This is a genomic window from Streptomyces sp. CG 926, from assembly GCF_003148825.1.
Classification (GTDB): Bacteria; Actinomycetota; Actinomycetes; order Streptomycetales; family Streptomycetaceae; genus Streptomyces.
Genome location: NZ_QGGZ01000005.1, coordinates 386,542 through 411,409, shown reverse-complemented (window position 1 = coordinate 411,409; position 24,868 = coordinate 386,542). Strand labels below are relative to the sequence as shown.

Here is a 24,868-nt window from a genome sequence, read left to right as displayed (position 1 = left end):
GCTGCCGGGGGTGGCGGAAACCGCGACCGCGCGGCGGGCCTGGCTCGCCCGGGCCCCGGAGGTATCGTCGAAGCCGCTCGCGGCCACCGGCACGCTGCGCCGGCCCGAGGCGCCACCGGGATACCCGGCGGAACCGAACACGGCCCTACGTGCCTCCGGTTCACCGCCCGGGATCCCGCCGGCGACGAACCCGGGATCCGCCGGGCCCGCCGCACCGGAACCGCCGGGGGTGGCGGGGCCCGTGGGCCCGGGGGTCGGGGCGCCCGGGACACGGGCGTGGCCCGCCCCGGCCGGGGGGCCGGAGGCGGGCCGCCAAGGCGTCGTGTCCGTCACGGGCGAGCCGCAACCCCGGGGGCCCTACCCCGTGAACCCGCACCGGCGGAAGCCTCCTTGTCGGCGACGGCCCCGCGCAGCGGACCGGCGGCCCGGGAGGGGAGCGCCCACCACGCCGCCAGGCCGATGATCACTCCGGTCAGCACCGTGGACGGCCCCCCGATGTCCGCGTAGAGGAAGTCGGTCAGCTGCCACACGAACAGCCCGATCGCGATCAGGCCGCAGTCCCTGACTCCCCCGCCGGAGGCGAGCCGGCGCAGCCCCGCCACCAGCAGGGCCGCCCAGCCGCCCACCAGTGCGATCAGCCCGATCAGGCCCTGCTCGCTCAGGATCAGCAGGTACATGTTGTGCGGGGAGAGCAGCGGCTGGCGCAGGTACGCCTGGCCCGCGCCCGCGGTGTCGCTGCCGGAGGACAGGCCCAGCGAGGCGTGCCCGTCCCGGTTGGCCGGGAAGCCCTTGAGGCCCACGCCGACCGCCGGCCGCTCGCGCCACATCGACTCGGCGGCGGCCCACATCGTGTAGCGGTCGGTCACCGACTGGTCGGGGGCGCTGGAGACCTGGGTGATGGAGGTGAGCCGTTCGGCGACCATCTCCGAGCCGACCCCGAACCCGCCGACCAGGACCACCCCGGCGGCCGCCAGCGCGGCGACCACCTTCAGGGCCCGGCGGATCCCGGCCAGGGCCATCACCAGGACCGCCGCGCCGAAGGTGGCGATCCACGCGCCCCGGCTGAAGGACAGCACCAGCGGGAGCACCAGCACGAGCGCGCAGCCGCCGGCGATCCGTCGCAGGCGGCGCGGCAGGCCCGGGGCGAGCCCGGCGGCGGTCGCCACGATCAGCCCGTACGCCACGACGGTGGCCATGCCCATGACGTCGCCGGGGCCGAAGGTGCCGACGGCCCGGACGTCCTCGCCCTGGTACGAGGCCCCGGTGTGGGTGGCGTACTGCACGACCCCCACCGCGCCCTGCACCAGCGCCAGGACCACGAAGCACCCGGCGGCCAGCCGGAATTCCGCCGCGTCACGCACCAGCAGCACCACGGCCGCCGGGACCAGCACGAAGACCTGTAGGTAGCGCACGAAGCCGGGCAGGGCGGCGTACGGGTCCCCGGCGGTCATCGTGGCGACCGCGAGGCCCACGGCGGGCGCCCCGAGCACGAGCACGCCGAGCGGGGTCAGCTCGCGTACCCGGCCGCGCAGCGCCTGCACCGCGCAGACGAGGACCAACAGCAGCGAGGCGGCGTCGGCCGGGCCGACCTTCCCGGAGGCGGTGGCGTCCCCCGCCGGGAGCGGGGCGAGCAGGAACAGCACGGTCGCGGCGAGCGGCAGCAGCGGCCAGTGCCGGCGCAGCAGACCCGGCACGTCGGGCCGGACCCACCGGCCCGCTACGGCGAGACTCATCAGCTGCCCCCCAGCCGGAAGCGGAAGAAGGAGGCCGCGGTGCGGGCGAGGATCCACAGGTCCTGCCACAACGACCAGGTGTCGATGTAGTGGTTGTCGAAGCGGGCCCGGTCCTCGATGGAGGTGTCCCCGCGCAGGCCGTTGATCTGGGCGAGGCCGGTGATGCCGACGGGCATCCGGTGCCGGGCCTCGTAGCCGGGGTGGACGGTGGAGAACTTGGCGACGAAGAAGGGCCGTTCGGGGCGAGGGCCGACCAGGGCCATGTCTCCGCGTACGACGTTCCACAGCTGCGGGAGCTCGTCCAGCGAGGACTTGCGCAGGAAGGAGCCGACCGGGCTCATCCCGCGGTCGCCCGCGACGGTCCATCGGGTGGCGGCCTCGTGCGCGTCGGCGCGCAGGGTACGGAACTTCAGCAGGGTGAAGGGGCGCCCGTAGAGGCCGACCCGCTCCTGCCGGAAGATCACCCCCGGCCCGTCCCAGACCCGTACGGCCAGCGCGCACGCTCCCATCACGGGTGCGGCGGCGAGCAGGGCGATCAGGGCGAGCACGGTGTCGATGCCCCGCTTGGCCCAACGCTCCAGCGGCCGGGCCGGGCGCGGCAGCAGCGGCTGCACGGCGTACCCCCACAGCTGGTCGGTGGGGTGCGCCACCCGCATGCCGGTGATCTTGGCGGTGCCGGCCGGGTCGGCGAGCCACAGCCGGCAGCCGTGGTCGTGGAAGAGGCGGACCAGGGAGGCGGTGCGCTCGTCGGCCTCCGGGGGACGGGTGAACACCGCATGCCCGACGGAGTTCTGGATGACCGCGCGCCGGATGTCCTCGTGGGTGGCGAGCAGCGGCAGGGCGCCACCGGCACCTTCGGCGGGCGCCTGGGTGTCGGCGAGTCCGACCGGGCGCAGCCCGAACTCGGGGCGGCCGTGGAGGGCGGCGGCCACCGCGCTCGCCCCGGCCCCGGGGCCGACGACGAGGGCGGAGGCGGGGCGGCGCACGGCCGAGCGGCGGTGCAGCTGGTTGACGAGGCCGCGGCCCGCGCACGCCAGTACGGCCTGCAGGCAGACGGCGGTGAGCAGGGCGCTCCAGCCCATGGCCCGGGCCGGGGCGACGGCGGCCGTGACGGCGGCGACCGAGCACCACAGGACGGCGGACCGCGCGGCCAGCACGGGCAGTTCGAGGAGTGCGGAGGGGGCGAGCCGCGGCCGGTAGAGCCCGGCCTGCGCGTGCAGCGCGGCGAGCAGGACGGGCGCCGCGTACAGGACGGGCGGCGCCGTCGCGGGCAGGGTCGTCGCGGTGAGTACGGCGGCCAGCGCGTCGGCGGTGAGCAGCGGGAGCACGCGGCCGCGGCGGCGGACGCGACGGGGGCGTACGGCGGAGCGGGCCTGCTCGGCCCTGGGCCGGCGCGGGGGGTGGATGGCGGTCGCTGACCGGCGGGTCGCGACGGGGTGCGCGGGCGCGAAAGCGCCTGCGCCGGTGGGCCCCGTGCCGCCCTGCCCGGTGTGCCGGGCGGGTGCGCTGTCCATCGTCATCGGCTGATGCGCTCCTGGTTCAAGGGCCGGGGCCTGCCCAGCAGTTCGTGGTACAGGCCGGTGACCGCGTCCGTGGTCCGCCGGACGTCGAAGTCGGTCCGGGCGTGCTGCCGGGCCTGCTCCCCCAGTTCGGCGAGGAGCCGCGGCTCGGCGAGCAGCCGTCCCAGGGCCTCGGCCAGGGCCGTCGGGTCCTCCGGCGGCACCAGGCACAGGCGTCCCTGGCCCGGCGGCAGGCTCTCCCTGGCACCGCTGACGTCGGAGACCAGGACCGGGCGACCGCAGGCCATGGCTTCCAGCGGGGCGAGCGCCATGCCTTCCCACCGCGACGGCAGTACAACGAGATCGGCGGCCCGAAGCCACGGTCGGATGTCGGCGGCGGCTCCCGCGAAGTGCACGCCGGTGCCGGACAGCGCGGCGACGCGACGCAGCCGTTCGGTGTCGGGGCCGTCCCCGACGAGGGCGAGGCGGGCTCCGGGGACGGTGGCGAGCAGCTCGGGCCAGGCCCGCAGCAGGACGTCCTGACCCTTCTGGTGGCAGATCCGGCCCACGCAGACGGCGAGCGGCCCGTCGGCGACGAAGCCCGCGGGCAGGGGCAGTTCGGCGCGGGCCCGTTCCCGGTCCCGGTCGGGGTCCGGTCCGCCGGGGCGGAAGTGGTCCAGGTCCACGCCGTTGCGGATCACCGACCAGCGGGCGGTGATCCCCTCGGTCTCGCCCGCGCGGCGTTCGGCCTCGCTGACGCAGAGCACCCGGTCGGCCCAGCGGGCCCCGTACCGCTCCCAGCGCAGCGCGAGTGCGCCAGTGGCCCCGCCGACCGCGTCGAAGGACCAGGCATGGGGCTGGAAGACGGTGGGCAGGCTCCCGCGTGCGGCGAGCCGGCCGGCGAGGCCGGCCTTGGCGCTGTGGGCGTGCAGGAGGTCGGGGCGTACCCGGTGGAGCACCTGCCGGGCGCCGATGATCTCGGCGGGCAGGCCGGGCCCGGGGGCCCGCCCGGCGCGCCAGGTGAGCACTTCGGCGCCGGCGGCGCGGGCGGCGTCGCCGAGCGTGCCGCCGGGCGGGCACCCGACGACGGTGCGCAGCCCTTCGGCGGTCTGCGCGCGGACGAGGTCGGTGACGACCCTGGCCACACCGCCGTCGACGGGTTGTACGAGGTGGAGGACGGTCGTGGGCTGTGCGGCCCGGGATTGACTGGGCACGTGGAGTGGTCTCCTACGTTCAGCGGCGCGCGTCTGTCTGAACGAAGAGCACACCGAGGAAATGACCCTGACTTTCACCCGTGAACCTGAAGTTCAGACTGCGGGCACCATCGGACAGCGCGGGGCTCAAATCGAACACGTCTGCGTCATATCCGAGATTATTCATATGTTCGGGCTGTCGCACGAACGATTGATCTCCGAATTCCGTGATCGTGGAATTCATAACATCATTAAAAGGATTTTCTCCATCACTGAGGTTCACCCGGCGGCCGCTGTCTGCCGTCACGGTGAGTGAGTCCCCGAGGATGCCGCGGTCCCCGTCGTACCCGACGACCCCGACCCGCCCCGCGGAGCCGGCCGGTGCGTCCAGGCCCTCGATCTCGACGACTGCGTCACCGGCGCGGGCGGCGAGCGACTCGAAGCCGTCCCACAGCGAGATCCGACGTACCGGCTCCTGCGGGTGCTCGTAGGCCACGACCAGCGTCCAGCCACCCCAGGCCCCCACCGCGGAGTGGCCCATCGCGATGTTGAGCTGGGCCACCGTCCACAGACCGGCGCCGCCCTTGCGGACCAGCGGGGTCACGTCCGCGGAAGCCTGGTAGGCATCGCTGCCCGCGTCCGTGCGGTGGCCCATCACCGTGTCGGCGAGGACCTCCTTGTACGCGCCGCCGGGCTCGGCGACCAGCACCCGGCCGTCGTCCTGCGGCGGCTTCTGCTCGCCCACCCGCAGGTTCCCGCCCCAGTAGAGACGGGCGTACGAGACCTTCGCGCCCTGCGGGATCTTGAGCTCGGCCCGGGTGGAGTTGTAGGTGTCCGGATCCTTGTCGACCTCGCTGTAGAACATCTCGAAGTCGCTGTTGACGCCGGCCGCGCCCTTCTTGACCTCGGCGCACGGCTCGGCCTGCGGGGACTGCTCCTTACGGCAGCTGATGCCGGAGTTGGAGGCGCGCACCAGCCCGCCGTGCTGCACGGCCTGGTAACGCTGGGTGAAGGGGACCCGGGGCAGCTCCTTGGGAGCGGGAGCCGCGCCCGCGGCCTGGGAGTTCACGGAAAGGGCGAGGCAGGACAGCAGACCGAGCGTGCCGAGGATTCTGCGGGAGGAACCCATGACCCCGTCTCCATTTTCGATCAAGGGGACAAAACAGGAGTGAACTTTGTCAGAACTCCGGCCGGAAATCACGTCGGACTCGCTCGTACGGCCTTTTGGGCGATAGCACGCACCCTCACAACGGGCGGGTCGTTATGGGTTGCACCATTGTTCGAACCGAAAGGAAATACGGAGATGAAGAAGAGGCTGGTGCGCGGCACCACCATCGCCGTCGCGGGCGTCGCCGCGCTGATCGGCGGCGCGGGCCTCGCCTCCGCGCACGGCGGGGACGGCGCGACGGCTCACGGCGTCACCGCGGGGTCCCCCGGCGTCCTGAGCGGCAACCTGCTCCAGGTGCCCGTCGACGTCCCGGTGAACGCCTGCGGCCTCACGGTGAACGTGATCGCCCTGCTGAACCCCTCGTTCGGCAACACCTGCATCAACGCCTGACCGTCAACCGTGCTGCCCGAAACGCCCGCATCCGGGTGAAGCCACGCAACCCGAACCGGGGCGGCGGCGTTGATCCAGGTGCTCCGCTACCGGGCAATCCTGCAAAAAAGGGACGACAATGATCAAGAAGATGATGGCCTCGGCCGCGGTTGCCGCCTCGGTCGTGGGCATCGGTGCCGCCATGGCGCCGCAGGCGATGGCGATCGGCAACGACAACGGCGTCAACACCGTCCAGGGCAACGGCGCCGCGCAGATCTACGGCAACCAGGCCACCTACGGCAACATGAGCCCGCAGATGGCGCTGATCCAGGGCTCCTTCAACAAGCCCTGCATCGCCCTCCCCGCGAAGGCCAACGTCCAGTCCGTGCTGGCGCTCGTCAACGTCGGCGTCCAGGACATCCCGGTCCTGTCCAGCCCGCAGAACCAGCAGTGCACCGAGAACTCCACCCAGGCCAAGGGCGACGAGGCCCTCTCGCACATCCTGGACAACATCCCGGTCCTCTCCGGCAACGTCTCGAACGGCAGCTGACCGAGGCCCCGCCCGCGAGGCCGTCGCACCCACCGGGTCGCGGCGGCCTCGCCGCATGCAGGGCCGGAAACTCCCCGGCCCCGGAATTGTCGATATAAATCCGTCGGCCCTCGAAATTCGGTCCGAACCTGGGACCAGGTATCGGACCGGGCATCGGAGTGAATTACCGACGGACCGCCGAGAATACGCGGTTTCTTTTTCCCGGACCGCTCGTTGTTAATTCTGCAGTGGACACGCCTCTGCGGGAAGGAAAGAAATCAAAATGACGTACAAGAAGGCAGTGGTGCTGGCCGCCGGCGCTCTCATGCTCGCCGGTGCCGCCTCCCCCGCCATGGCCGACTCGAACGCGGCCGGCCAGGCCGTCGGTTCGCCCGGCGTGCTGTCCGGCAACCTGGCCCAGGTGCCCGTCCACGTCCCGGTCAACGTCTGCGGCAACACCGTGAACGTCATCGCGCTGCTCAACCCGGCGTTCGGCAACACCTGCGTCAACGCCTGACGAAGCGCTTCTGCCCGCGAGGGCAAGCCTCCTCGGGGTGGCCTCGGAGTGCACGGCGGTGCACTCCGAGGCCACCTTCGATTCCACACCGGCCATGGCGCCGGTAGACAGGGAAGGACCCATGCGACAGGTACTGAGCCGACAGGTACTGGGCAAGGGGATGCTCACGGCGGCAGCCGCGTCGAGTCTGCTGTCGATCGCGACCGGCGCGGCCTACGCGTACCCCGGAGCGAGCGCCGAGGCCTCGCATTCGCCGGGCGTGCTGGCCGGCAACAGCGTCTCGGTACCGATCACCTTCGCACCGAACGTGTGTGGCAACAGCGTGGACGGCGGTGCGGCGCTCAACCCCGCGATGGGGAACACGTGCGTCACCGACACCGGTTCGCACACGGACGGCGGCCACGACTACGGGCGCTACCTCAGCCCCGAGAACGCCGAGGCCCTCGAGCGCTACCTCGACGAGCGTGAGGCCCGGCACGTGGTGCCGGAGCAGCGCCACGGATCGCCGCGCCACGCGGGCGGGCCCGAGCAGCCCCGGCACGAGCAGCCCCGGCAGGACGGGCCGCGGCACGCGAAGCCGCGCCAGGAGGAGCCGCGCCACGAGGGTGGCTACGGCGGCCCCGGTCGGCAGCAGGGCGAGGAGGAGTGCGACGACCACCCCGCGTCGTCACCGCCGCCCCCGCCGGCGCACCACGCTCCCCCCGCGCCCGAGCGGCCGCACCCGATGCCGCAACCGGTGGAGGAGCACCCGGCCCCGCTGCCCGTCCCGGAACCGGTCCCGGAGGCGCCCGCGCCGCCGGTCGAGGAGCCGCCGCACACGCTGCCCGCCCCGGAGCCCGCTCCGGCACCGGTCCAGGAGGCTCCGCACCCGCTGCCGGCTCCCGCGCCCGGCCCGGCTCCCGTGGTGGAGGAGGGGCCCGCCCCCGGCCCGCCGCACGGCAGCATGCCGGTGGAGCAGCCGGCTCCGGTCCCGGTGCCCGCGCCCGAGGTCGTACCCCCCGCGGACCAGCCGCCGGCCGCCCCCGGCGGTGACACCCCGGTCACCCTCCCCCCGGCGCCGGTCCCCGCCCCGGCCCCGGCGCCCGGCCCCGCGCCGGCGCCCGCTCCCGTACGGCCGTCGGCCCCCGCTCCGGCGCACGTGACCGGGCCGATGCTGGCCGAGACCGGCGCGGGGCAGCCCGCGGCCGCGGCGGCCCTCGCCACCGCCCTGATCCTGGGCGGCGCCATTCTGTACCGGCGGTCGCGCGTCTCCTGACGGGCAATACCGGTAATCGGAATAAATATCGGCCGGAGAATCCCCGTCGGATTCTCCGGCCGCTGTCATGCCCGCACCATTGACCGCGCGCGTTCGCGTTTCCGTAGGAGCGGGGAATCGTTACCCAGGGTGAAAGTGGCGCGACGGTCGCCACTGACGCCTCTGTCCACGAAAGAAGAGGATTTCGATAATGAAGCTCACGAAGGTCGCCGCTGTCGTCGTCGGCTCCGTCGCCGCCCTCGGCGCCTCCGCCACCGCTTTCGCCGCCGAGCCCGCGGCCGCGATGCCCCCCATGAGCCTGACCGGTGGGGTGACCGAGACGCTGAACGCCGTCGGGCCCGTCTCCGAGTCCCTTCCGCAGACCGTCGGCAACGGCCTGGCCGAGCAGGGCGACACCGTCAACAAGGTCGTGGGGACCGCCCAGAAGGTCAACAAGGTCCGCAACGACGTGCCCGGCACCGTGCTCGGCCTCGCGAACGGCGCCACCCAGGCGTCCCCGATGCTCGGCGGCGTGAAGCTCAACGGCGGCCGGTGAGTCGTCCCGGCTGATCACCCGCCGACACGACTGTGGGCGCCACCGGCAAGGCCGGGGCGCCCACAGTCGGTTGTGCGGCAGGCGTCAGTTGTTGACGCAGACGTTGCCGAACGCGGGGTTCAGCAGGCCGACGACGTTCACGGTGTTGCCGCAGACGTTGACCGGAACGTGCACCGGCACCTGCAGCAGGTTGCCGGACAGGACGCCGGGGGAGCCCACGGCCGCGCCCTCGGCCGACGAGTCGGCGGCGGCGGAGCCGGCGGCACCGGCCGCAGCGAGACCAGCGGTGGCCAGGACCAGGGCGGCCTTCTTGGCAGAGTTCATGGGAAGTGCACCTTCTGTTCGATGTTCTGCCCCGAACCGGGGCTCACACCGAGCGAAACGGTCCAGCTTCCCGGACGACACGGTCACGCGCACGATGTGACCTGTTCGGCTCAATCGTCGTAACCGTCCGACGGGTTACCGGTCCGTACCGACCTTACGGAACGGCCGGAATGTCCGGAACCGTGGGAATCACGGGGATGTCCGGGATCGTCGGGGTGGCCGGCACCTCGGGCAGGGCGTCCACCGGCGGGAGCTCCACCGGGGGCAGCTGCGGGATGAGGCCGGACAGGTCGGGAAGCTCGGGGAGCTTGATGTCCGGCAGCTTCGGCAGCTCGATCGGCGGCAGCGCCACCCCGGCGGGCAGCAGACCTCCGACCGTCGCGAGAAGGCCCTGGAGGGTCTTGGTGAGGCCCGCCAGCAGGTCGTCGATGGGACCGGCGGCCGCCGCACGCTGCTCGATCTTCTCGACCTGCTTGTTGACGGAGGCCACGCGATCGGCGAGGGCCGCGGAGCCGTCACCCTCCGCGGCGCCCGCGGGGGCGGCCGCGCCGGACAGTATGACGACGGCGAGGGCCGACGGGACGAGGAGGCGGGCGGCGCGGGACGGCTTCGTGCGGTGCATGGATGTTCCTTCGCGGTGGGGACACGAGAGCGGACCCGAGCGATCCGCTTCCTCACCCACCGTGCGAACACCTTTCACGGAGCGCAACCGGAACCCCGATCGATGCCGGCGGCGTACGGGCTTCGCGCAGGCGTCCGGAGCCCACTCACCCGGGGTGGGGAAAACCTCGACGCACGCAGGCCGTTTGAGTGAAGCAGCGGAACCAAGCCCCAGGTCGGGCAGTTGACCAGGGCGCTCCATCAGCGGGCACTCGTGCGACAGAAGGATCAAGATGTTCAAGAAGTTCATGACCGCCGCCGCGGTCTCCGCCGTTGCGATCGGCGCGGGCGCTGCCGCCGCGGCCCCGGCCATGGCCATCGGTAACGACAACGGGGTCAACACCGTCAACGGCAACGGTGCCCAGCAGATCTACGGCAACCAGAAGACCCACGGCGACATGAGCCCGCAGCTCAGCCTGGTCCAGGGCACCCTCAACAAGCCCTGCATCGGCCTGCCGGCGAAGGTCAACGCCCAGTCGCTGATCGCCGCCCTCAACATCGGCGTCCAGGACATCAACGTCCTGTCCAACCCGCAGAACCAGCAGTGCACCGAGAACTCCACCCAGGCCAAGGGCGACGAGCCGCTCTCGCACATCCTGGACAACATCCCGGTCCTCTCCGGCAACCTCTCGGCCGGCAGCTGATCTCCGGTCCCTCCGCCCTTCGGGTGATCGCGGGCCGCTGAGCCTGTGGAGTGAATGACGAGGGCCCCGGCGGCGTCCAGCCGCCGGGGCCCTCTTCGCGTTCCGCCCCCGGCGGTCAGCCGGTCCAGAAGTCCCACCAGCGGGTGAGGATCAGCATGCCGATCACTCCGATGTGCAGGGCGGGCGGGGCCCAGCCGAATTCGGTGAAGAAGCCGCGCAGCGGGGCGGGGGCGGGCAGGACGCGCGTACGGACGTTGTGCGCGGTGACCGCCCAGAACATCAGCAGGGTCGCGACCCACGCCAGACAGCACCACAGGCAGAGCGCGTTGATCTCGTAGAGCGACTGGACCATCAGCCAGCTGCAGAAGCCGACACCGAAAACCGTGCCGGCGTTCAGTCCGAGCCAGAACCAGCCGCGATAGCGGGCGCCCGCCAGCAGTCCCACGCCGACGCAGACCACGACGGCGTACGCGACGAGCCCCAGCATCGGATTGGGGAAGCCGAAGGCCGCCGCCTGCTCGCTCGTCATCACGCTGCCGCAGGAGACGACCGGGTTGAGACTGCACGCGGGCTTGAAGTCCGGGTCCTCCAGCAGGAGGAACTTGTCGAGGGTGATCACCCACGAGGCCAGCAGCCCGGCCGCCCCGGTGACGGCCAGCAGCCAGGCCAACCCCTTCGGCACGGCGTTCTGTTCGCCCTCGTGTCCGCTGCGGGGCCGTACCTGCTGACGCGGGAGGCCCACTGTATTCGTTGCCATGTGGCCCATACTCCCGCGCTTCACCTCAGATCGGGCCCAACCGTGCTCATCCGTACGCAAGTTGACCTGAAGGTGTGGCGGGAACCTCCGATGCTTCCCGGACGTTTTACCGAACCCCGGACGTGATGTCAGAACCAGGGGTTACGTTGTGCTTCCGTGAAGTGACAAGCTGCGACGGCCTGGAGACCCACCTTGAGCGATCCGTACGAGACAACCGAGGCGCACCTCGAACGACTCCTCGGCCGCGCCCTGAACTCCTTCGACCTGCCCGACAGGCTGGTCGAGCGCCTCGGTACGGCGCTCGCCCACAGCTCTTCGCTCCACACCACCCACCACAGCCCGGAGGCGGGCATCTGGCGGGAGACCCACCGGCACACCTATCTGTTGACCGACGGCGGTTCGGTCTCGCTGTGGGAGCTGACCTACCGGCAGGCGGGCGACCGGTCCGTCCGGCACGAGGTCTTCGCGAGCAAGGCGGAGACCTGCCTGGCCGTGACCCGACTGTTCGGCGAGGGGTCCGCCGGGGCGTCCCCGGATCCGGTGTCGGTGCCGGGCGAGGACGAGCCGGAGGGCGGTGTGGCGCTGCTGAGTGCGCTGTACGCGGCCCGGACCCCGGTGCGCCGGCACCGGGAGTACGCGGTGGAGGACTCCGCCGACCATGCCCGCCGGGTGCTGCGCCGCGCGGAGAACGTCGACCGGCCGGGTGAACCGGTGGTGACGCTGCTGCGGTCGGCGTACGCGCACCAGATCACGCAGGCGTTCGGCGCGCGGCACTGCCTCGCGGACGGGCGGGGCGCGGGTTTCAGCCTGTACGAGCACGCCTTCGTGCTGCTGGACGGGACCGAGGTCAGCCTGTGGGAGGTCGAGCACACCGCGACGCCCGACGGCCGGCACATGTGCGAGGTGTACGAGAGCGAGTCGGCCGCCCGCGGAGCGATGGAACTGCGCGCCCGCGTACGGTGATCCGGCCCGATCGGCACGGTGACCCTAGGGCGTGCCGGGGTCGGTGAGCTGGAGGTCCAGGGGTGGGTCCTCGGTGACGCGGACCCGGTCGGGGCGCAGGTGCGCCGGGGTCGGCATGGCGCTGCCCGGCAGTTGGACGGCGGCCGCGCCGTGGGCCAGGGCCGAGGCGAGGGCGCCCGGGCCGGCGCCGCCCGCGACCAGGAAGCCGGCCAGCGAGGCGTCGCCCGCCCCTACGGTGCTGCGCACGACCGGGGTCGGGGCGGTGCCGTAGTAGGTGCCCTCGGCGGAGACCAGGAGCCCGCCGTCCCCGCCGAGAGAGGCCAGGACGGCCCCCGCGCCCCGATCGCGGAGCTCCTCGGCGGCCTTGACCACGTCCCCGAGGGTGGGCAGCGGGCGTCCCACCGCGGCCGCCAGCTCGGACGCGTCGGGCGTGATCACCTCCGGCCGGGCCGCCGTCACCTCCGGCAGGGCGGGGCCCGAGGGGTCCAGGGCGATACGGGCGCCCGCCGCGTGCGCCCGGGCGACCAGGTCGGCGTACCAGTCGGGTCCGACTCCGCGCGGGAGGCTGCCGCAGCAGGCGACCCAGGTGGCTTCGGTGGCGGCGGAGCGGACGGTGTCCAGGAGGAGGGCGGACTCCCGCGGGGAGAGGGTCGGACCGGGCGAGTCGATTCGGGTGAGGGTGCCGTCGGGCTCGGTCAGCGCGATGTTCGAGCGGGTCCGGCCGGCGATCGAGACGGCGGTGACGTCCACGCCCTGCGCGCCGAGGAGTTGGGCGAGCAGGACGCCACGGGCGCCGCCGAGCGGGAGGACCGCCGTCGTACGGCCACCCACGGCGGCCACGGCGCGGGAGACGTTGACGCCCTTGCCCCCGGGGTCGACCCGCTCACCGTCGGCGCGCAGCACCCGGCCGCGGGCCGGCGGGGGGACCTCGTAGGCCCGGTCGAGGGAGGGGTCGGGGGTGACGGTGAGGATCATGCGAGCACAACTTCCGTACCGGCGGCCTGGATCAAGGCCTTGTCGGCGGGGCGGGCCCCGTGTCCGTGACGAGCGGGTCGATGCCGCTGAAGGAGCCGAAGCGCGCGGGGCTCCGGTCCGGCCGTGGCGGGGGCGGCGAGGAGGACGACGTGGCGGGCGGCGGGCGCGGCTACGGCGCCGCGGCGGCGCGGCGCGTTCGACGGGCCGCGGCGTCGAGGTCGGGCGCGGTCAGGCCGTCTTCGGCCGGGAACCGGCCGGTCGTCGGGCGATGGCGGTGCCGGTGTCCGGGGCGACGCCGCCCGCCTCGAAGGCGGGACGCGGGATCTCGGGGCGTCGCTCCGGTGCGCACATCTGGATACACGTCCGTTTCGTTCACTAATCGATGGATTTGCACCACTGTACGCAGGGGTGTGGGCGGAGACAAAAAAGAACGGACGTGCCGCCCCGGAGGGCGGACACGTCCGTTCGGTGATACGCGGGGGGGGGCAGTCTCAGACGGCCGGGACCTTCTCGGGCGTGCGGCCGGCGTGCTCGGCCGCGCCCTCGCGCTCCTCCATCGCAAGCGCCCTGCGCGGCAGCACGAACATCACCGCGAAGATCACGATCAGTACGGCCACGACCCACCACAGCGCGCCCCGGAAGGCGTCCACGTACTGCGGGCCGAAGACCATGTCGTCGCCGATCAGCCCGAAGAAGACGACGGAGGTGAGCGCGAGACCCAGCGCGTTGCCCATCTGGCCGGTGGTGTTGATCAGACCCGAGGCCGAACCGGCGTGCTCGCGGGGCACCTCGGAGAGCACGGTGTCGTTCAGCGGGGCCACGATCAGGCCCATGCCGACGCCCATGACGATCAGCGGGGCGGCCATCTGCCAGGAGGCGATCTCCATCCCGTAGTGCTGCGACTCCCAGATGTAGAGGAGCAGACCGGCGGCCATGACCAGCGCGCCGGCCTGGAGCACCTTGCGGCCGAAGCGGGGGACGAGCTTCTCGACCGAGAGGCCGGCGGCGACCGAGACCGCGATGGAGAACGGGATGCCGGTCAGGCCCGCGCGCAGGACGCTCCAACCGAGGCCCATCTGCATGTACATCGTCCAGACCAGGAAGAAGATGCCGGTCGCGATGCCGAAGGTCAGCTGGACGGCGATACCGCCGGCGAAGCTCTTGACCTTGAAGAGGGAGAGCTCGACGAGGGGGGAGCCATCCTTCTTGATCTTGTACTTCTCGTACGCGATGAAGGCGGCGAAGACGAGCGGCGCCGCGCCCATGCAGACGAAGCCCCACGTCGGCCAGTCGTTCTCGTGGCCATGGGTCAGCGGGAAGATCAGCAGGACCAGGGCGAGGGTGGCGAGGACGACGCCGACCAGGTCCAGCCGCAGCGCCTTGGGTGCCTTGGACTCGGCGATGAACTTACGGCCCAGGATCACGCCCATGATGCCGACGGGCAGGTTGATCAGGAAGATCGGGCGCCAGCCGAGACCGAAGAGGTCCCACTCGATGAGCAGCGCGCCGAGCAGCGGACCCGAGACGGCGGCGAGGCCCACGATCGCGCCGAACATGCCGAAGACCTTGCCACGCTCCTGGGGCGGGAAGGTGACGTGGATGATCGCCAGGACCTGCGGCACCATCAGGGCGGCCAGAGCGCCCTGGAGGAGGCGGGCCACCACGAGGATGTCCGGATTCGCGGCGACGCCGCAGAGCAGCGAGGCCGCGGTGAACCCGGCGATGCCGATGAGGAAGACGCGCTTGCGGCCGTAGATGTCACCGAGACGGCCGCCGGTGATCAGACCTGCGGCGAAGGCGAGGGCATAGCCCGCGGTGATCCACTGGATCGCGCTGGTGGAGGCGCCGAAGTCCTCACGCATGGTGCGGATGGCTATGTTGACGATCGTGACGTCGACCAGGTCCATGAAGGCCGCGGTCATCACGATGGCGAGCGCCAGCCAGCGGCGGCGGTCGGCGGGCGAGCTGGGTGCGTCGTGGGCTACGTCGTTCCGCTCTTCTTGTACGGGCCCGTTCTCTCTTTCGGGCGCTGTCTTGGACGTCTCGGTGCTCATGAGGAGAAACTTAGACGGCGTCTAGGTCAGTCGGTGTCCTATTTCGCCGGCAGCCTGGATTCATGACCGACACACCCGGACGACTGTTGTCCCTGCTGTCCCTCCTGCAGACCCCGCGGGAATGGCCCGGCAGCGAGCTGGCACTGCGGCTGCACGTGAGCCCGCGCACCATCCGGCGCGACATCGAGCGGCTGCGGGACCTCGGCTACCCGGTGGAGGCCACCTTGGGCGCCGAGGGCGGATACCGGCTGGTGGCGGGGGCGGCGATGCCCCCGCTGCTGCTGGACGACGAGGAGGCCGTGGCGATCGCGGTGGGGCTGCGGGCGGGCGCCGGGCATGCGATCGAGGGGGTCGAGGAGGCCTCCGTACGGGCCCTGGCGAAGCTGGAGCAGGTCCTGCCCTCGCGGCTGCGCCACCGGGTGAGCGCGCTCCAGTCGGCCACGATCGCGCTGTCGCGCGGCGACGGGGCGAGCGTCGACCCGCGGACCCTGACCACGATGGCGTCGGCGGTGGCGGGGCCGGAGCGGCTGCGGTTCGCCTACCGGGCGCGGGACGGGGCCGAGTCGCGGCGGCTGGTGGAGCCGTACCGCCTGGTGAGTACCGGGAGCCGGTGGTACCTGGTCGCCTACGACCTGGAGCGGGAGGACTGGCGGACCTTCCGGGTGGACCGGGTCGACGAGGCCTTCGCGACGGGCGCCCGGTTCGCGCGGCGGGACCTGCCGATGGAGGCGGAGGAGTTCGTCCGGCGGGGGCTGCGGGGCGGGGAGAAGCAGCCGTACCGGGTGGAGATCGACTTCGCGGCCGGTCCGGCGGAGCTGCCGGCCTGGCTGCGGGCCGCGGCCCTGCCGGGTGACGGGACGCGGACCTCGGTGAGCTTCGAGAGCGCGGACGCGCCGGAGTGGACGGTGGCGCGGCTGGCCCTGACGGGGCTGGCGTTCACCGTCCGGGAGCCGGCGCAGCTACGTGCGGCGGCCGGGGCGCTGGCCGCGCGACTCACGGGGGCGGCGGCCGTGGGGGAACCGGGCTGACCCGGGGCGGGCAGGGGGGAGCCCCGGCGCCTGGGGGGATAGGCACCGGGGCTCGTCCGGGGGCGGGGCCACATCAGGCCACCGCGTCAGGCCACCGGGTCAGGCCACCGCGTCGAAGCCGGTGTCGCGCGCCATCCGCTTGAGCTCCAGCAGCGCGTGCTTCTCGATCTGGCGGATCCGCTCACGGGTCAGGCCGTGCTGCTTGCCGACCTCCGTCAGCGTCCGCTCGCGGCCGTCGTCGATGCCGTACCGCATCTTGATGATCGACGCCGTGCGCTGGTCGAGCTTGCCCAGCAGGTCCTCCAGCTCCTCGCTGCGCAGCAGGGAGAGCACGGACTGCTCGGGCGAGATCGCCGAGGTGTCCTCAAGGAGGTCACCGAACTGGGTGTCGCCGTCGTCGTCGACCGACATGTTGAGGCTGACCGGGTCGCGTGCCCAGTCCAGTACGTCCCCCACGCGCTTCTCCGTCGTGTCCAGCTCGGCGGCGATCTCGGCGTGCTCCGGCTCGCGGCCGTTCTCGCGGTTGAACTCGCGCTGGACGCGGCGGATCCGCCCGAGCTCCTCGACGAGGTGGACGGGGAGGCGGATGGTGCGGGACTGGTCCGCGATGGACCGGGTGATCGCCTGCCGGATCCACCACGTGGCGTACGTGGAGAACTTGAAGCCCTTGGCGTAGTCGAACTTCTCGACCGCGCGGACCAGGCCCGCGTTGCCCTCCTGGATCAGGTCGAGGAGGGGCAGGCCGCTGCGCGGATAGCGGCGGGCGACGGCCACGACGAGGCGGAGGTTCGAGCGGATGAAGACTTCCTTGGCCCGCTCGCCCTCGGCGGCCAGCGTCTCCAGCTCCTCGCGGGCCGGGGTGTCCCCGTCGCGTTCTATCGCGCCGTCGAGGATCTGCTGGGCGTAGACGCCCGCTTCGATGATCTGGGAGAGCTCCACCTCTTTGGCGGCGTCGAGCAGCGGGGTGCGCGCGATCTCGTCCAGGTACATGCCGACCAGGTCGCGGTCTGCGATCTCCCCGCCCACAGCGCGGGCGCTGCTCGTGGACTGACGACGGGCGACGGCGCGGGTTGCCATGCGTGCTCCCTTGCGAAGTGTTCGGTCGCGGTGCGGCTGGAGGACGCCGCCGAAGCGGCTGCCGACCGGTCCGGTGCGTCACGGACACTCTCCCGAGTGCCCGCTTCCGAAGGAAACAACGACTGGAATCGGGACAGAATTCCCACGGCGCTCCCTCATTTCCGAGATCTTGCAGTATCCTGCCCCGCCACGAGAGGGGGGCGAATGCCGCAAGAGCGCGGAGAGGTGCAGGTCAGGCCCGGAACGGAGGCCGATCTGCCACTCCTCACGGACATCTACAACCACTACGTCCGTGAGACTGCCGTCACATTCGACACAGCCGTCTTCTCTCCGGAACAGCGCCGCCCTTGGCTGCACTCCCACCCTGAAGACGGGCCGCACCGGCTTCTGGTTGCCTGGACAGGTGATCGAATGGCCGGATACGCCACGAGCAGCCCATTCCGCCCCAAACCGGCGTACGCCACATCGGTGGAGGCGAGCGTCCACCTCGCCCCGCACGCGGTCGGACAGGGCATCGGCACCCTCCTCTACGAGGCCCTCTTCGCAGCCTTGGCGGAGGAGCCCGTGCACCGCGTGTTCGCCGGGATCGCCCTGCCGAACGACCCCTCGGTGCGGCTTCACGAACGCCTCGGCTTCCGCCGGATCGGAGAGTTCACGGAGGCCGGCTGGAAGTTCGACCGCTATTGGGACGTCCGCTGGTACGAAAAGCGATTGGACACGGGACCCGGGCGAACGGGCTAGCCGAACTGGAGGGAGCGCTTCGAGAGGCCCATCCAGAAGCCGTCCACCGGGGTGCGGGCGGAGCTCAGGTCGGATTCGGCCGCGCCGAGGGTGACGAAGAGCGGGGCGAAGTGTTCCGTGCGGGGGTGGGCCAGGCGGCCGGCCGGGGACTTGTGCTCGAAGTCCAGCAGGGCGTCCACGTCGGACGCCGCCAGGGCCTCGCGGCCCCACGCGTCGAACTCCGCCGACCAGGCGGGAACGCCCGGGCCCGTGTGACGCAGGGCCGCCAGGTTGTGGGTGAAGAAGCCGCTGCCCACGATCAGCACGCCCTCGTCACGGAGCGGGGCGAGCTTGCGACCGATGTCCATCAGGGCGGCCGGGTCCAGCGTGGGCAGGGAGATCTGCAGGACCGGGATGTCGGCCTCCGGGTACATCTCCACCAGGGGCACGTACGCCCCGTGATCCAGGCCGCGGTCGGGGATGTCCTGGACGGGGGTGCCGGGGGCGCGCAGCAGCTTGCGGACCGAGGCGGCCAGCTCCGGGGCGCCGGGGGCGTCGTAGCGGACCTGGTAGTAGTGCTCCGGGAAGCCCCAGAAGTCGTACACGAGCGGGAGTCGCTCCGTGGCGCCGAGGGCGAGCGGGGCCTCCTCCCAGTGGGCGGAGACCATCAGGATCGCCCGGGGGCGCGGGAGGTCGGCGGACCAGGCGGCGAGCTCGCCGGGCCAGATCGGGTCGTCGGCCAGCGGGGGTGCGCCGTGGCTCAGGTACAGGGCCGGTATGCGGGTCACAGCGGGCGCTCCTCCGCGTAGTTGAAATGCGTACCGAAACAGACTAACCCCGTCTCGTTCAAATTTGAACGAGACGGGGTCATCAGTCATTCCCGTGGGCGCTCGGCCCCGATCAGTGGGCGATCACCGGGACCTTGATCTCGGCGTCCGCCGCCGAGCCGGAGGCCACCGGGCCGCCCGCGCCGGGACGGCCGGTGTTGATCAGGGTCAGGGCGATGGCCGAGCTGGCGGCCAGGATGCCGACCGCCCACCAGATGGCGGAGGAGTAGCCCTCGACCATGGCCTGCGCCTGGATCAGCTGCGCCGCCGGGCCGCCCGCCGCGGCCTCGGCCGCGTGGTCGGTCAGGTAGGCGGTGGTCGCCGAGGCGGCGATGGTGTTCAGCAGCGCGGTGCCGATGGCGCCGCCGACCTGCTGCGAGGTGTTGACCATGGCGGAGGCGACGCCGGCGTCGGCCGGGTTCACCCCGTGCGTGGCCAGGGACATCGCCGGCATGAACGCCGTACCCATGCCGAGGCCCAGCAGCAGCTGCGCCGGCAGGATCAGCGCCGGGTAGGAGGAGCCGACCTCCAGCTGCGTCAGCAGCAGCATGCCCAGGCCGGCGACCAGGAAGCCCGGGCCCATCAGCAGGCGCGGCGGGACGCGGGTCATCAGGCGGGCGCCGATCTGGGTGGAGCCCGTGATCATGCCCGCGATCATCGGCAGGAAGGCGAAGCCGGTCTTGACGGGCGAGAAGCCCTTCACGACCTGCAGGTAGTAGGTGAGGAAGAGGAAAAGGCCGAACATCGAGATGACGGCGAGGCCGAGCGAGAGGTAGACCCCGCCGCGGTTGCGCTCCAGCAGGACGCGCAGCGGCAGCAGCGGGGACTTCACCTTGGACTCGACCAGGACGAAGGCCGCCAGCAGCAGCGCGGAGGCGACGAACATGGTGACCGTCAGGGCGTCCGACCAGCCGGCGGACTCGGCGCGGGTGAAGCCGTACACGAGGGCGACGAGACCGGTGGTGGAAAGGATCACGCCCGGGATGTCGAGGGGCGCGCGGTTGCGGGACCCGGCGGGCTCACGGATGACCATCCAGGCACCCACGGCCGCGACGATCGCGAAGGGGATGTTGACGAAGAAGGTCCAGCGCCAGTTCAGGTACTCGGTCAGGAAGCCGCCGAGGATCAGGCCGACGGCGCCGCCGCCACCCGCGATGGCTCCGTAGATGCCGAAGGCCTTGGCCCGCTCCTTGGCGTCGGTGAACATGACGGCCAGCAGCGACAGGGCCGCGGGTGCGAGCAGCGCGCCGAAGGCACCCTGGAGCGCTCGGGCGCCGAGCATCATGGCCTCGCCGTTCGCGGCGCCGCCGAGCGCGGAGGCCAGGGCGAAGCCGATGAGGCCGACGACGAAGGCGTTCTTACGGCCCCACTTGTCGGCGATGCGGCCGCCGAAGAGGAGCAGTCCACCAAAGGCCAGCGCGTACGCGGTGATGACCCACTGGCGGTTGCCGTCCGAGATGCCGAGGTCGGTCTGGGCGGAGGGAAGGGCGATGTTCACGATGGTCGCGTCGAGGACGACCATCAGCTGGGCCAGGGCTATGAAGACGAGTGCCTTCCAGCGGCTGGGATCGGCAGCCGGCGCGAGGCTCGCGGCTGTTTTTGACATGGGGATACCCACTTCACTGTGCGGAATGACTGAAAAAGGCTAGTTCGTAAGCGTTGTGCGTGTCACATGGTTTTCTGCCGCAGATCGTCCAAGGTCGTTGCCGAACCAGGGAGTTCGGAGCGGGCCGGGGCCCGCAACCCGTCGAGGAAGAGCTGGAGATGGCGATGGGCGAAGCGGTCGGTGTCGAGGCACGCCGTACCCGGCAGCGGGCGGCTGAGCTGGGACAGCGCGACCATCAGGTCACCGACCCCGATGTCCGTACGGACCAGCCCGGAGTCCTGGCCCGCCGCCAGCAGGGTGACGACGGCCTCCTCCAACGCGTTGCGCGCCGCCAGGAGTTCGGGGTGTTCGCCGTCGAACCCGTCGGCGAGCATCGGGCACAGGGCGCCGATCCGCTCGTCGGCGGCGGCGTGCGTGAACCGGCACAGGGCGGCGAAGGCGTCGGGCTCCTCGGCGAGGGAGGCCTCGGCCGAGGCCGTCACCCGACCCATCGTGAAGAGCACGACGTGGTGGACGAGGGTGGCGCGGTCGGGGAAGTGCCGGTAGAGCGTGGCATTGCCGATGCCGGCCCGGCGGGCCACCTCGTCGAAGGGGGCTCCGGAGCCGGATTCGACGAAGGACTCGCGGGCCGCCGCCAGGATCCGCTCGCGGTTGCGTACGGCGTCGGCGCGCGGACGCGGGACTCCGGCCGCGGACTCCTGCACCTGGACGGAGGCCTGAGCCGGGGCCTGAGCCGGGGCCGGGGCCGGGGCGCCACCCTGCGCCTCGGGCCCGTCCTGCGCCGGGGACCCGTCCTGCGCCTGCGCCAGATCCGAAGTGCGCCGGGGTGCCGGAGCGGTCGTGGTGGAGCTCTTCATTCCGGGGCCTCCCTGGCGCGGACTCGCGGGCTCGTGGTGCGGACTGCGCGACCACCCCGCCCAAACGGGGAGCCGCTCCCCGCTTAGCGGGACTCACGTACAAACGGGGATCCGGTCCCCGGTTATTTCACTCCCTCGTGTGACCTGAGTCACCGGCGTGTCCACGTTCGGCCTCTCTCGACGCGCGGGCGCGCCGCGCCCGGCGGAGGGTGATCGAACAGAGCGCAGACCGGGCAGGGCCGGCTGCCGCGGACCCGAAGGCGATCTCCATGCCGCAGACCCGCCACCGGATACGCAGACCACGTCGCACCAGCGCGTACATCGGCCTGACCGCGCTGGCCCTCGGCGTCACGGCTACGGCGAGCACGGGCATATCCAGTCGCGGCAACTCGGCGGCCGGAGCGGTGGCCACGACCGTCGAATCGGCTCTCGCGCCCTGCCGGATCGCGGGCACCATGGGTGTGCAGATGTCCGAGGGCATGCCGACCCCGCCCGGGTACTCGCGCTCCACCGGCGAGATCCGGGCCCTGAACCTGATGATCGATTTCCCCGACGCCAAGGGCGAGGGCACGGCGGCGGACCGGATGGCGGAGTTCTTCCCCCAGACGGCCGAATGGTTCCGCACCAGTTCCTACGGCCGGCTGGCCTACCGCGCCGAGGCGCCGATAAAGGGCTGGCTGCGGATGCCGATGCCCTTCTCGGCGTACGGGATCGAGCGCGGGTCCGCGTACGAGCCGGGCTACCGGCAGCTCGTCGAGCACATGGCGAAGGCCGCCGACCCCGAGGTGGACTTCACCCGCTACGACCTGATCAACGTCCTGGTCACGCCGAACGCCGGGCCGTCCGCCCTGGACACCGTCCTGTCGGTGACCTTCTCGGGCAACGGCGAGGCTCCGGTCGCCGACGGGGTGCCGCTGGCCAACACGTCCTTCGTCTACAGCCGGCAGGACGACGGCTCCGGCACCTACCAGGAGACCGGATACAGGGTGCTGCCGCACGAGAACGGACACGTCTTCGGGCTGCCCGACCTCTACACCGCCGACGGCGGCAGCACGGTCGGGCACTGGGACATCATGAGCGAGGACTGGGGTGCCAACAACGACCTGATGGGCTGGCACAAGTGGAAGTTGGGCTGGCTGGACAGTACGCAGATCAGCTGCGCGGCCAAGTCGGGCACCAGCGACCACACCCTGTCCCCGCTGGGGATACCGGGCGGCACCAAGCTGGCTTTCATCCCGCTGTCGGAGAGCTCCGGGTACGCGGTGGAGGTGCGGACCCGGGCCGGGAACGACGAGGCCGTCTGCAAACCGGGCGTCCTCATCTACAAGGTGGACTCCGACGTGGACACCGGGCACGGCCCGATCACCGTGTCGGACAGCGCGAGCACGAGCGGCGGCTGCACCCGGCGGCCCAATGTGCACGCGGAGCTCTCGGACGCGCCGTTCCGGCCGGGCGAGACCTTCACCGACGAGAAGGCGGGCATCAGCGTGTCCGTGGTGGGTGAGATGCGCAACGGCAGCTACCAGGTCCGCATCATCCGACCGTGATCGCGCGCCGGGCCCGCCGAGCCTGCGGGATCTGCCCGGCCTGCCGGACCTGCCGAGCCTGCCGGGCGGGGATCGGCCCCGGGCCGGAGTCACGCGCCACGTGACTCCGGCCCTTCGGCCGCCGGCCCTTCGATCAGCCCTCCGCGAGCGCTCGGCGCAGTACGTCCACGACCGTGGGACGGTACGCGTCGGCCAGCAGGAAGAAATGGTCGCCGTCGAACCGGAGCACCTGGCACGCCCCGGTCGTGTGGTCGGCCCAGCCGTCGAGCGGTTCGTGCGGGACCAGGGGGTCCGCCGTGCCGCCCAGTACGTGCAGGGGCACGTCGAGCCGTACGTCCTCGAACCCCACCGCGGCCTCCCGGCTGAGGTCGATGTCCGCCCGCAGGACGCGCGTCACATGCGCCAGCATGTCCGGATCGCGCAGCACCCACTCCGGGGTGCCGCCGCCGTCCCGCAGCAGCCGGACGGCGTCCGCCTCGGTGGTGGTCCCGTGCGCCCTGCGCGGGGTCCGCCCCGGGGCCTGCCCGCTGACCACGGCCGCCCGGCAGTGCGGGCCGAGCAGGCGCGCGGCGCGGGTGGCGAGGAGCGCGCCGAGGCTGTGCCCGAAGACCACCGTGGGCAGCGGGTCCCGGCCGAGCACCTCGTCGGCCACGGAGTCCAGTACCTGGTCGAGCCGGCAGCCCGGCGGCTCGCCGAACCGGCGCTCCCGCCCGGGCAGCGAGAGCCCGAGCACTTCCACGTGGTCGGGCAGCGGGTCGACCAGGGGGAACAGGGTGTTGGGGCCGGACCCGGAATGCGGGAACACCAACAGCCGTGCCCGGGGTGCGGTCGCCGCCTCCCGCAGCCGCAGCAGCGGCCACCACGGCACGCGCGCGGACTTCGTCGCCGTCGATCCGTCGGCGCCGGTCACGGGCAGTTGATGATCTGGCCGGCGTAGGACAGACCCCCGCCGAACGCGAAGAGCAGCACGGGCGATCCCTTCTCGATCTCACCCCGCTCGACGAGCTTGGACAGCGCCAGCGGGATGCTCGCGGCCGAGGTGTTGCCCGAGTCGACGACGTCCTTGGCTATGACGGCGTTCACCGCGCCGATCTTGCGCGCCAGGGGTTCGATGATCCGCAGGTTGGCCTGGTGGAGGACGACGGCGCCCAGCTCCTCGGGCTTCACGCCCGCCCGCTCGCACACCTGGAGGGCGACCTCGGGGAGCGTCGTGGTGGCCCACCGGTAGACCGACTGCCCTTCCTGGGCGAAGGTGTTGGACGGCGCCTCGATGCGCACGGCCCGGCCCATCTCGGGTACGGACCCCCACACGACCGGGCTGATCTCCGGCTCCTCGGAAGCGACGACGACGGCCGCGCCCGCACCGTCGCCGACGAGCACACAGGTGGTGCGGTCGGTCCAGTCGGCGAAGTCGGTGAGCTTCTCCACTCCGATGACCAGGGCCTTCGTGGCGGAGCCCGTCCGTATGCTCTGGTCGGCCAAGGCCATGGCGTGCGGGAAACCGGAGCAGGCCGTGTTCACGTCGATGGCGGCGGGAGTCCTCGCCCCGACCGCGGCGGCCACCCGGGACGCCATGTTGGGCGAGCGGTCGAGCGCCGTGCACGTGGCGACGATGACGAAGTCGATGTCCGCGCCGGTCAGTCCGGCGTTGGCCAGGGCGTGCTCGGCGGCCTTCGTGGCCATGTCCGACACCGACTCGTCCTCGGCCGCCACATGGCGCGTCTTGATGCCGACCCGGCTGCGGATCCACTCGTCGGTGGTGTCGACCATCTGCTCGAGATCGGCATTGGTCAAGATTTTTGGCGGCTGATAGTGCCCGAGGGCAAGGACACGCGACCCGACCATCAGTGTTTCTCCTCGCTCCGTGGACCCCCGATACGGATCCCGATCGACCGATGATCAGACTATGCAGCGGTACGGCCGGACTCATCCCTTCGGCAGACCGTTTTTCCGCCGGCACCACCGGTGGATCACGCCGATCCCGAACGGCGCGCGAGGTCGTACGCGTCCTGGGCACGGCCCTTTGTATCC

Annotated in this window: 25 protein-coding genes; 10 read left to right on the top strand and 15 right to left on the bottom strand. The window is 72.0% G+C overall.

What is annotated here, in order from left to right:
* Positions 1–329: 329 nt before the first annotated feature.
* Genes BCL76_RS16615 through BCL76_RS16600 form a run of 4 tightly spaced genes read right to left on the bottom strand, consistent with a single transcriptional unit; the run spans position 330 to position 5,554 of the window.
* Positions 330–1,733, bottom strand: a complete 1,404-nt coding sequence (locus BCL76_RS16615; RefSeq protein ID WP_109780242.1) for an O-antigen ligase family protein — start codon at positions 1,731–1,733, stop codon at positions 330–332.
* Positions 1,733–3,253 carry an exopolysaccharide biosynthesis polyprenyl glycosylphosphotransferase gene (locus BCL76_RS16610; protein WP_375137928.1) on the bottom strand — a complete coding sequence of 507 codons (1,521 nt, stop codon included), beginning with the start codon at positions 3,251–3,253 and terminating at the stop codon, positions 1,733–1,735. Before BCL76_RS16610 ends, BCL76_RS16615 begins: the two co-directional genes overlap by 1 nt.
* A complete protein-coding gene (locus BCL76_RS16605) occupies positions 3,250–4,446 on the bottom strand; it encodes a glycosyltransferase (RefSeq protein WP_109780241.1) in 1,197 nt (398 codons plus the stop codon). Before BCL76_RS16605 ends, BCL76_RS16610 begins: the two co-directional genes overlap by 4 nt.
* 19 nt (positions 4,447–4,465) lie before the next feature.
* A complete protein-coding gene (locus BCL76_RS16600; protein ID WP_375137927.1) occupies positions 4,466–5,554 on the bottom strand; it encodes a DUF3344 domain-containing protein in 1,089 nt (362 codons plus the stop codon).
* A gap of 174 nt (positions 5,555–5,728) precedes the next feature.
* Here BCL76_RS16600 and BCL76_RS16595 point away from each other — a divergent pair, with 174 nt between their 5' ends.
* The 5 genes from BCL76_RS16595 to BCL76_RS16575 all read left to right on the top strand — a co-directional run bounded on the left by BCL76_RS16595 (position 5,729) and on the right by BCL76_RS16575 (position 8,798).
* Positions 5,729–5,983, top strand: a complete 255-nt coding sequence (locus tag BCL76_RS16595) for a chaplin (RefSeq protein ID WP_030761738.1) — start codon at positions 5,729–5,731, stop codon at positions 5,981–5,983.
* Positions 5,984–6,101: 118 nt separating this feature from the next.
* Positions 6,102–6,512, top strand: coding sequence for a rodlin (locus tag BCL76_RS16590; protein WP_030761735.1), 411 nt, complete (start codon positions 6,102–6,104; stop codon positions 6,510–6,512).
* 262 nt (positions 6,513–6,774) lie between these two features.
* Complete coding sequence (locus tag BCL76_RS16585; protein ID WP_109780239.1) at positions 6,775–7,008, top strand: chaplin; 234 nt, start codon at positions 6,775–6,777, stop codon at positions 7,006–7,008.
* Between the two features lie 121 nt (positions 7,009–7,129).
* Positions 7,130–8,263 carry a chaplin gene (locus BCL76_RS40340; RefSeq protein ID WP_181382581.1) on the top strand — a complete coding sequence of 378 codons (1,134 nt, stop codon included), beginning with the start codon at positions 7,130–7,132 and terminating at the stop codon, positions 8,261–8,263.
* Positions 8,264–8,453: 190 nt separating this feature from the next.
* The gene (locus tag BCL76_RS16575; protein ID WP_109780237.1) at positions 8,454–8,798 is read left to right on the top strand and encodes a hypothetical protein; all 345 of its coding nucleotides are present in this window, start codon (positions 8,454–8,456) and stop codon (positions 8,796–8,798) included.
* A gap of 84 nt (positions 8,799–8,882) precedes the next feature.
* Here BCL76_RS16575 and BCL76_RS16570 read toward each other — a convergent pair whose 3' ends face one another.
* Both BCL76_RS16570 and BCL76_RS16565 read right to left on the bottom strand, forming a co-directional pair.
* Positions 8,883–9,122: a chaplin gene (locus tag BCL76_RS16570; RefSeq protein WP_109780236.1), complete on the bottom strand. Its 240-nt coding sequence runs from the start codon at positions 9,120–9,122 to the stop codon at positions 8,883–8,885.
* 154 nt (positions 9,123–9,276) lie between these two features.
* Complete coding sequence (locus BCL76_RS16565) at positions 9,277–9,744, bottom strand: hypothetical protein (protein ID WP_109780235.1); 468 nt, start codon at positions 9,742–9,744, stop codon at positions 9,277–9,279.
* A gap of 271 nt (positions 9,745–10,015) precedes the next feature.
* Between BCL76_RS16565 and BCL76_RS16560 the strand changes: the two genes are divergently transcribed.
* Positions 10,016–10,426: a rodlin gene (locus BCL76_RS16560; RefSeq protein ID WP_030717249.1), complete on the top strand. Its 411-nt coding sequence runs from the start codon at positions 10,016–10,018 to the stop codon at positions 10,424–10,426.
* 115 nt (positions 10,427–10,541) lie between these two features.
* Here the strand turns inward: BCL76_RS16560 and BCL76_RS16555 are convergent, their stop codons facing one another.
* Complete coding sequence (locus BCL76_RS16555; RefSeq protein WP_109780234.1) at positions 10,542–11,183, bottom strand: vitamin K epoxide reductase family protein; 642 nt, start codon at positions 11,181–11,183, stop codon at positions 10,542–10,544.
* Positions 11,184–11,375: 192 nt separating this feature from the next.
* Here BCL76_RS16555 and BCL76_RS16550 point away from each other — a divergent pair, with 192 nt between their 5' ends.
* Positions 11,376–12,146 carry a DUF6227 family protein gene (locus tag BCL76_RS16550; RefSeq protein ID WP_109780233.1) on the top strand — a complete coding sequence of 257 codons (771 nt, stop codon included), beginning with the start codon at positions 11,376–11,378 and terminating at the stop codon, positions 12,144–12,146.
* 24 nt (positions 12,147–12,170) lie between these two features.
* On the opposite strand, the gene pfkB is transcribed toward BCL76_RS16550, so the two are convergent.
* Both pfkB and BCL76_RS16540 read right to left on the bottom strand, forming a co-directional pair.
* Positions 12,171–13,121 carry a 1-phosphofructokinase gene (gene pfkB, locus BCL76_RS16545; protein ID WP_109780232.1) on the bottom strand — a complete coding sequence of 317 codons (951 nt, stop codon included), beginning with the start codon at positions 13,119–13,121 and terminating at the stop codon, positions 12,171–12,173.
* A gap of 491 nt (positions 13,122–13,612) precedes the next feature.
* Positions 13,613–15,175: an MFS transporter gene (locus tag BCL76_RS16540; RefSeq protein WP_109780231.1), complete on the bottom strand. Its 1,563-nt coding sequence runs from the start codon at positions 15,173–15,175 to the stop codon at positions 13,613–13,615.
* 62 nt (positions 15,176–15,237) lie between these two features.
* Between BCL76_RS16540 and BCL76_RS16535 the strand changes: the two genes are divergently transcribed.
* The gene (locus BCL76_RS16535) at positions 15,238–16,203 is read left to right on the top strand and encodes a helix-turn-helix transcriptional regulator (protein ID WP_109780230.1); all 966 of its coding nucleotides are present in this window, start codon (positions 15,238–15,240) and stop codon (positions 16,201–16,203) included.
* A gap of 99 nt (positions 16,204–16,302) precedes the next feature.
* Here BCL76_RS16535 and BCL76_RS16530 read toward each other — a convergent pair whose 3' ends face one another.
* A complete protein-coding gene (locus tag BCL76_RS16530) occupies positions 16,303–17,280 on the bottom strand; it encodes a sigma-70 family RNA polymerase sigma factor (protein ID WP_030761703.1) in 978 nt (325 codons plus the stop codon).
* Positions 17,281–17,484: 204 nt separating this feature from the next.
* Here BCL76_RS16530 and BCL76_RS16525 point away from each other — a divergent pair, with 204 nt between their 5' ends.
* Positions 17,485–18,021, top strand: a complete 537-nt coding sequence (locus tag BCL76_RS16525; protein WP_109780229.1) for a GNAT family N-acetyltransferase — start codon at positions 17,485–17,487, stop codon at positions 18,019–18,021.
* Here BCL76_RS16525 and BCL76_RS16520 read toward each other — a convergent pair.
* The 3 genes from BCL76_RS16520 to BCL76_RS16510 form a co-directional block, all read right to left on the bottom strand.
* Positions 18,018–18,779: a dioxygenase family protein gene (locus BCL76_RS16520; protein WP_109780337.1), complete on the bottom strand. Its 762-nt coding sequence runs from the start codon at positions 18,777–18,779 to the stop codon at positions 18,018–18,020. The genes BCL76_RS16525 and BCL76_RS16520 overlap by 4 nt on opposite strands.
* 121 nt (positions 18,780–18,900) lie before the next feature.
* On the bottom strand, positions 18,901–20,433 hold the full coding sequence (locus BCL76_RS16515) for an MFS transporter (RefSeq protein WP_109780228.1): 1,533 nt from the start codon (positions 20,431–20,433) through the stop codon (positions 18,901–18,903).
* Positions 20,434–20,495: 62 nt separating this feature from the next.
* Positions 20,496–21,290 (bottom strand): TetR/AcrR family transcriptional regulator, encoded by a 795-nt coding sequence (locus BCL76_RS16510; RefSeq protein ID WP_109780227.1) that lies wholly within the window; start codon positions 21,288–21,290, stop codon positions 20,496–20,498.
* Positions 21,291–21,559: 269 nt separating this feature from the next.
* On the opposite strand from BCL76_RS16510, the gene BCL76_RS16505 reads away from it, so the two are divergent.
* Positions 21,560–22,837, top strand: a complete 1,278-nt coding sequence (locus BCL76_RS16505) for a M6 family metalloprotease domain-containing protein (RefSeq protein ID WP_109780336.1) — start codon at positions 21,560–21,562, stop codon at positions 22,835–22,837.
* A 133-nt stretch (positions 22,838–22,970) separates the two neighbouring features.
* Here the strand turns inward: BCL76_RS16505 and BCL76_RS16500 are convergent, their stop codons facing one another.
* The gene (locus tag BCL76_RS16500; RefSeq protein WP_181382580.1) at positions 22,971–23,747 is read right to left on the bottom strand and encodes a thioesterase II family protein; all 777 of its coding nucleotides are present in this window, start codon (positions 23,745–23,747) and stop codon (positions 22,971–22,973) included.
* Positions 23,744–24,682, bottom strand: a complete 939-nt coding sequence (locus BCL76_RS16495) for a beta-ketoacyl-ACP synthase III (RefSeq protein ID WP_109780225.1) — start codon at positions 24,680–24,682, stop codon at positions 23,744–23,746. Before BCL76_RS16495 ends, BCL76_RS16500 begins: the two co-directional genes overlap by 4 nt.
* Positions 24,683–24,868: the final 186 nt, after the last annotated feature.

Coding starts and splice junctions, on each gene's coding strand:
- BCL76_RS16540 (WP_109780231.1), bottom strand. CDS start 15,175: ATGAGCACCGAGACGTCCAAGACAGCGCCCGAAAGAGAGAACGGGCCC.
- pfkB (WP_109780232.1), bottom strand. CDS start 13,121: ATGATCCTCACCGTCACCCCCGACCCCTCCCTCGACCGGGCCTACGAG.
- BCL76_RS16610 (WP_375137928.1), bottom strand. CDS start 3,253: ATGACGATGGACAGCGCACCCGCCCGGCACACCGGGCAGGGCGGCACG.
- BCL76_RS16565 (WP_109780235.1), bottom strand. CDS start 9,744: ATGCACCGCACGAAGCCGTCCCGCGCCGCCCGCCTCCTCGTCCCGTCG.
- BCL76_RS16585 (WP_109780239.1), top strand. CDS start 6,775: ATGACGTACAAGAAGGCAGTGGTGCTGGCCGCCGGCGCTCTCATGCTC.
- BCL76_RS16595 (WP_030761738.1), top strand. CDS start 5,729: ATGAAGAAGAGGCTGGTGCGCGGCACCACCATCGCCGTCGCGGGCGTC.
- BCL76_RS16600 (WP_375137927.1), bottom strand. CDS start 5,554: ATGGGTTCCTCCCGCAGAATCCTCGGCACGCTCGGTCTGCTGTCCTGC.
- BCL76_RS16510 (WP_109780227.1), bottom strand. CDS start 21,290: ATGAAGAGCTCCACCACGACCGCTCCGGCACCCCGGCGCACTTCGGAT.
- BCL76_RS16535 (WP_109780230.1), top strand. CDS start 15,238: ATGACCGACACACCCGGACGACTGTTGTCCCTGCTGTCCCTCCTGCAG.
- BCL76_RS16555 (WP_109780234.1), bottom strand. CDS start 11,183: ATGGCAACGAATACAGTGGGCCTCCCGCGTCAGCAGGTACGGCCCCGC.
- BCL76_RS16570 (WP_109780236.1), bottom strand. CDS start 9,122: ATGAACTCTGCCAAGAAGGCCGCCCTGGTCCTGGCCACCGCTGGTCTC.
- BCL76_RS16515 (WP_109780228.1), bottom strand. CDS start 20,433: ATGTCAAAAACAGCCGCGAGCCTCGCGCCGGCTGCCGATCCCAGCCGC.
- BCL76_RS16615 (WP_109780242.1), bottom strand. CDS start 1,733: ATGAGTCTCGCCGTAGCGGGCCGGTGGGTCCGGCCCGACGTGCCGGGT.
- BCL76_RS16530 (WP_030761703.1), bottom strand. CDS start 17,280: ATGGCAACCCGCGCCGTCGCCCGTCGTCAGTCCACGAGCAGCGCCCGC.
- BCL76_RS16560 (WP_030717249.1), top strand. CDS start 10,016: ATGTTCAAGAAGTTCATGACCGCCGCCGCGGTCTCCGCCGTTGCGATC.
- BCL76_RS16525 (WP_109780229.1), top strand. CDS start 17,485: ATGCCGCAAGAGCGCGGAGAGGTGCAGGTCAGGCCCGGAACGGAGGCC.
- BCL76_RS16495 (WP_109780225.1), bottom strand. CDS start 24,682: ATGGTCGGGTCGCGTGTCCTTGCCCTCGGGCACTATCAGCCGCCAAAA.
- BCL76_RS16575 (WP_109780237.1), top strand. CDS start 8,454: ATGAAGCTCACGAAGGTCGCCGCTGTCGTCGTCGGCTCCGTCGCCGCC.
- BCL76_RS40340 (WP_181382581.1), top strand. CDS start 7,130: ATGCGACAGGTACTGAGCCGACAGGTACTGGGCAAGGGGATGCTCACG.
- BCL76_RS16505 (WP_109780336.1), top strand. CDS start 21,560: ATGCCGCAGACCCGCCACCGGATACGCAGACCACGTCGCACCAGCGCG.
- BCL76_RS16590 (WP_030761735.1), top strand. CDS start 6,102: ATGATCAAGAAGATGATGGCCTCGGCCGCGGTTGCCGCCTCGGTCGTG.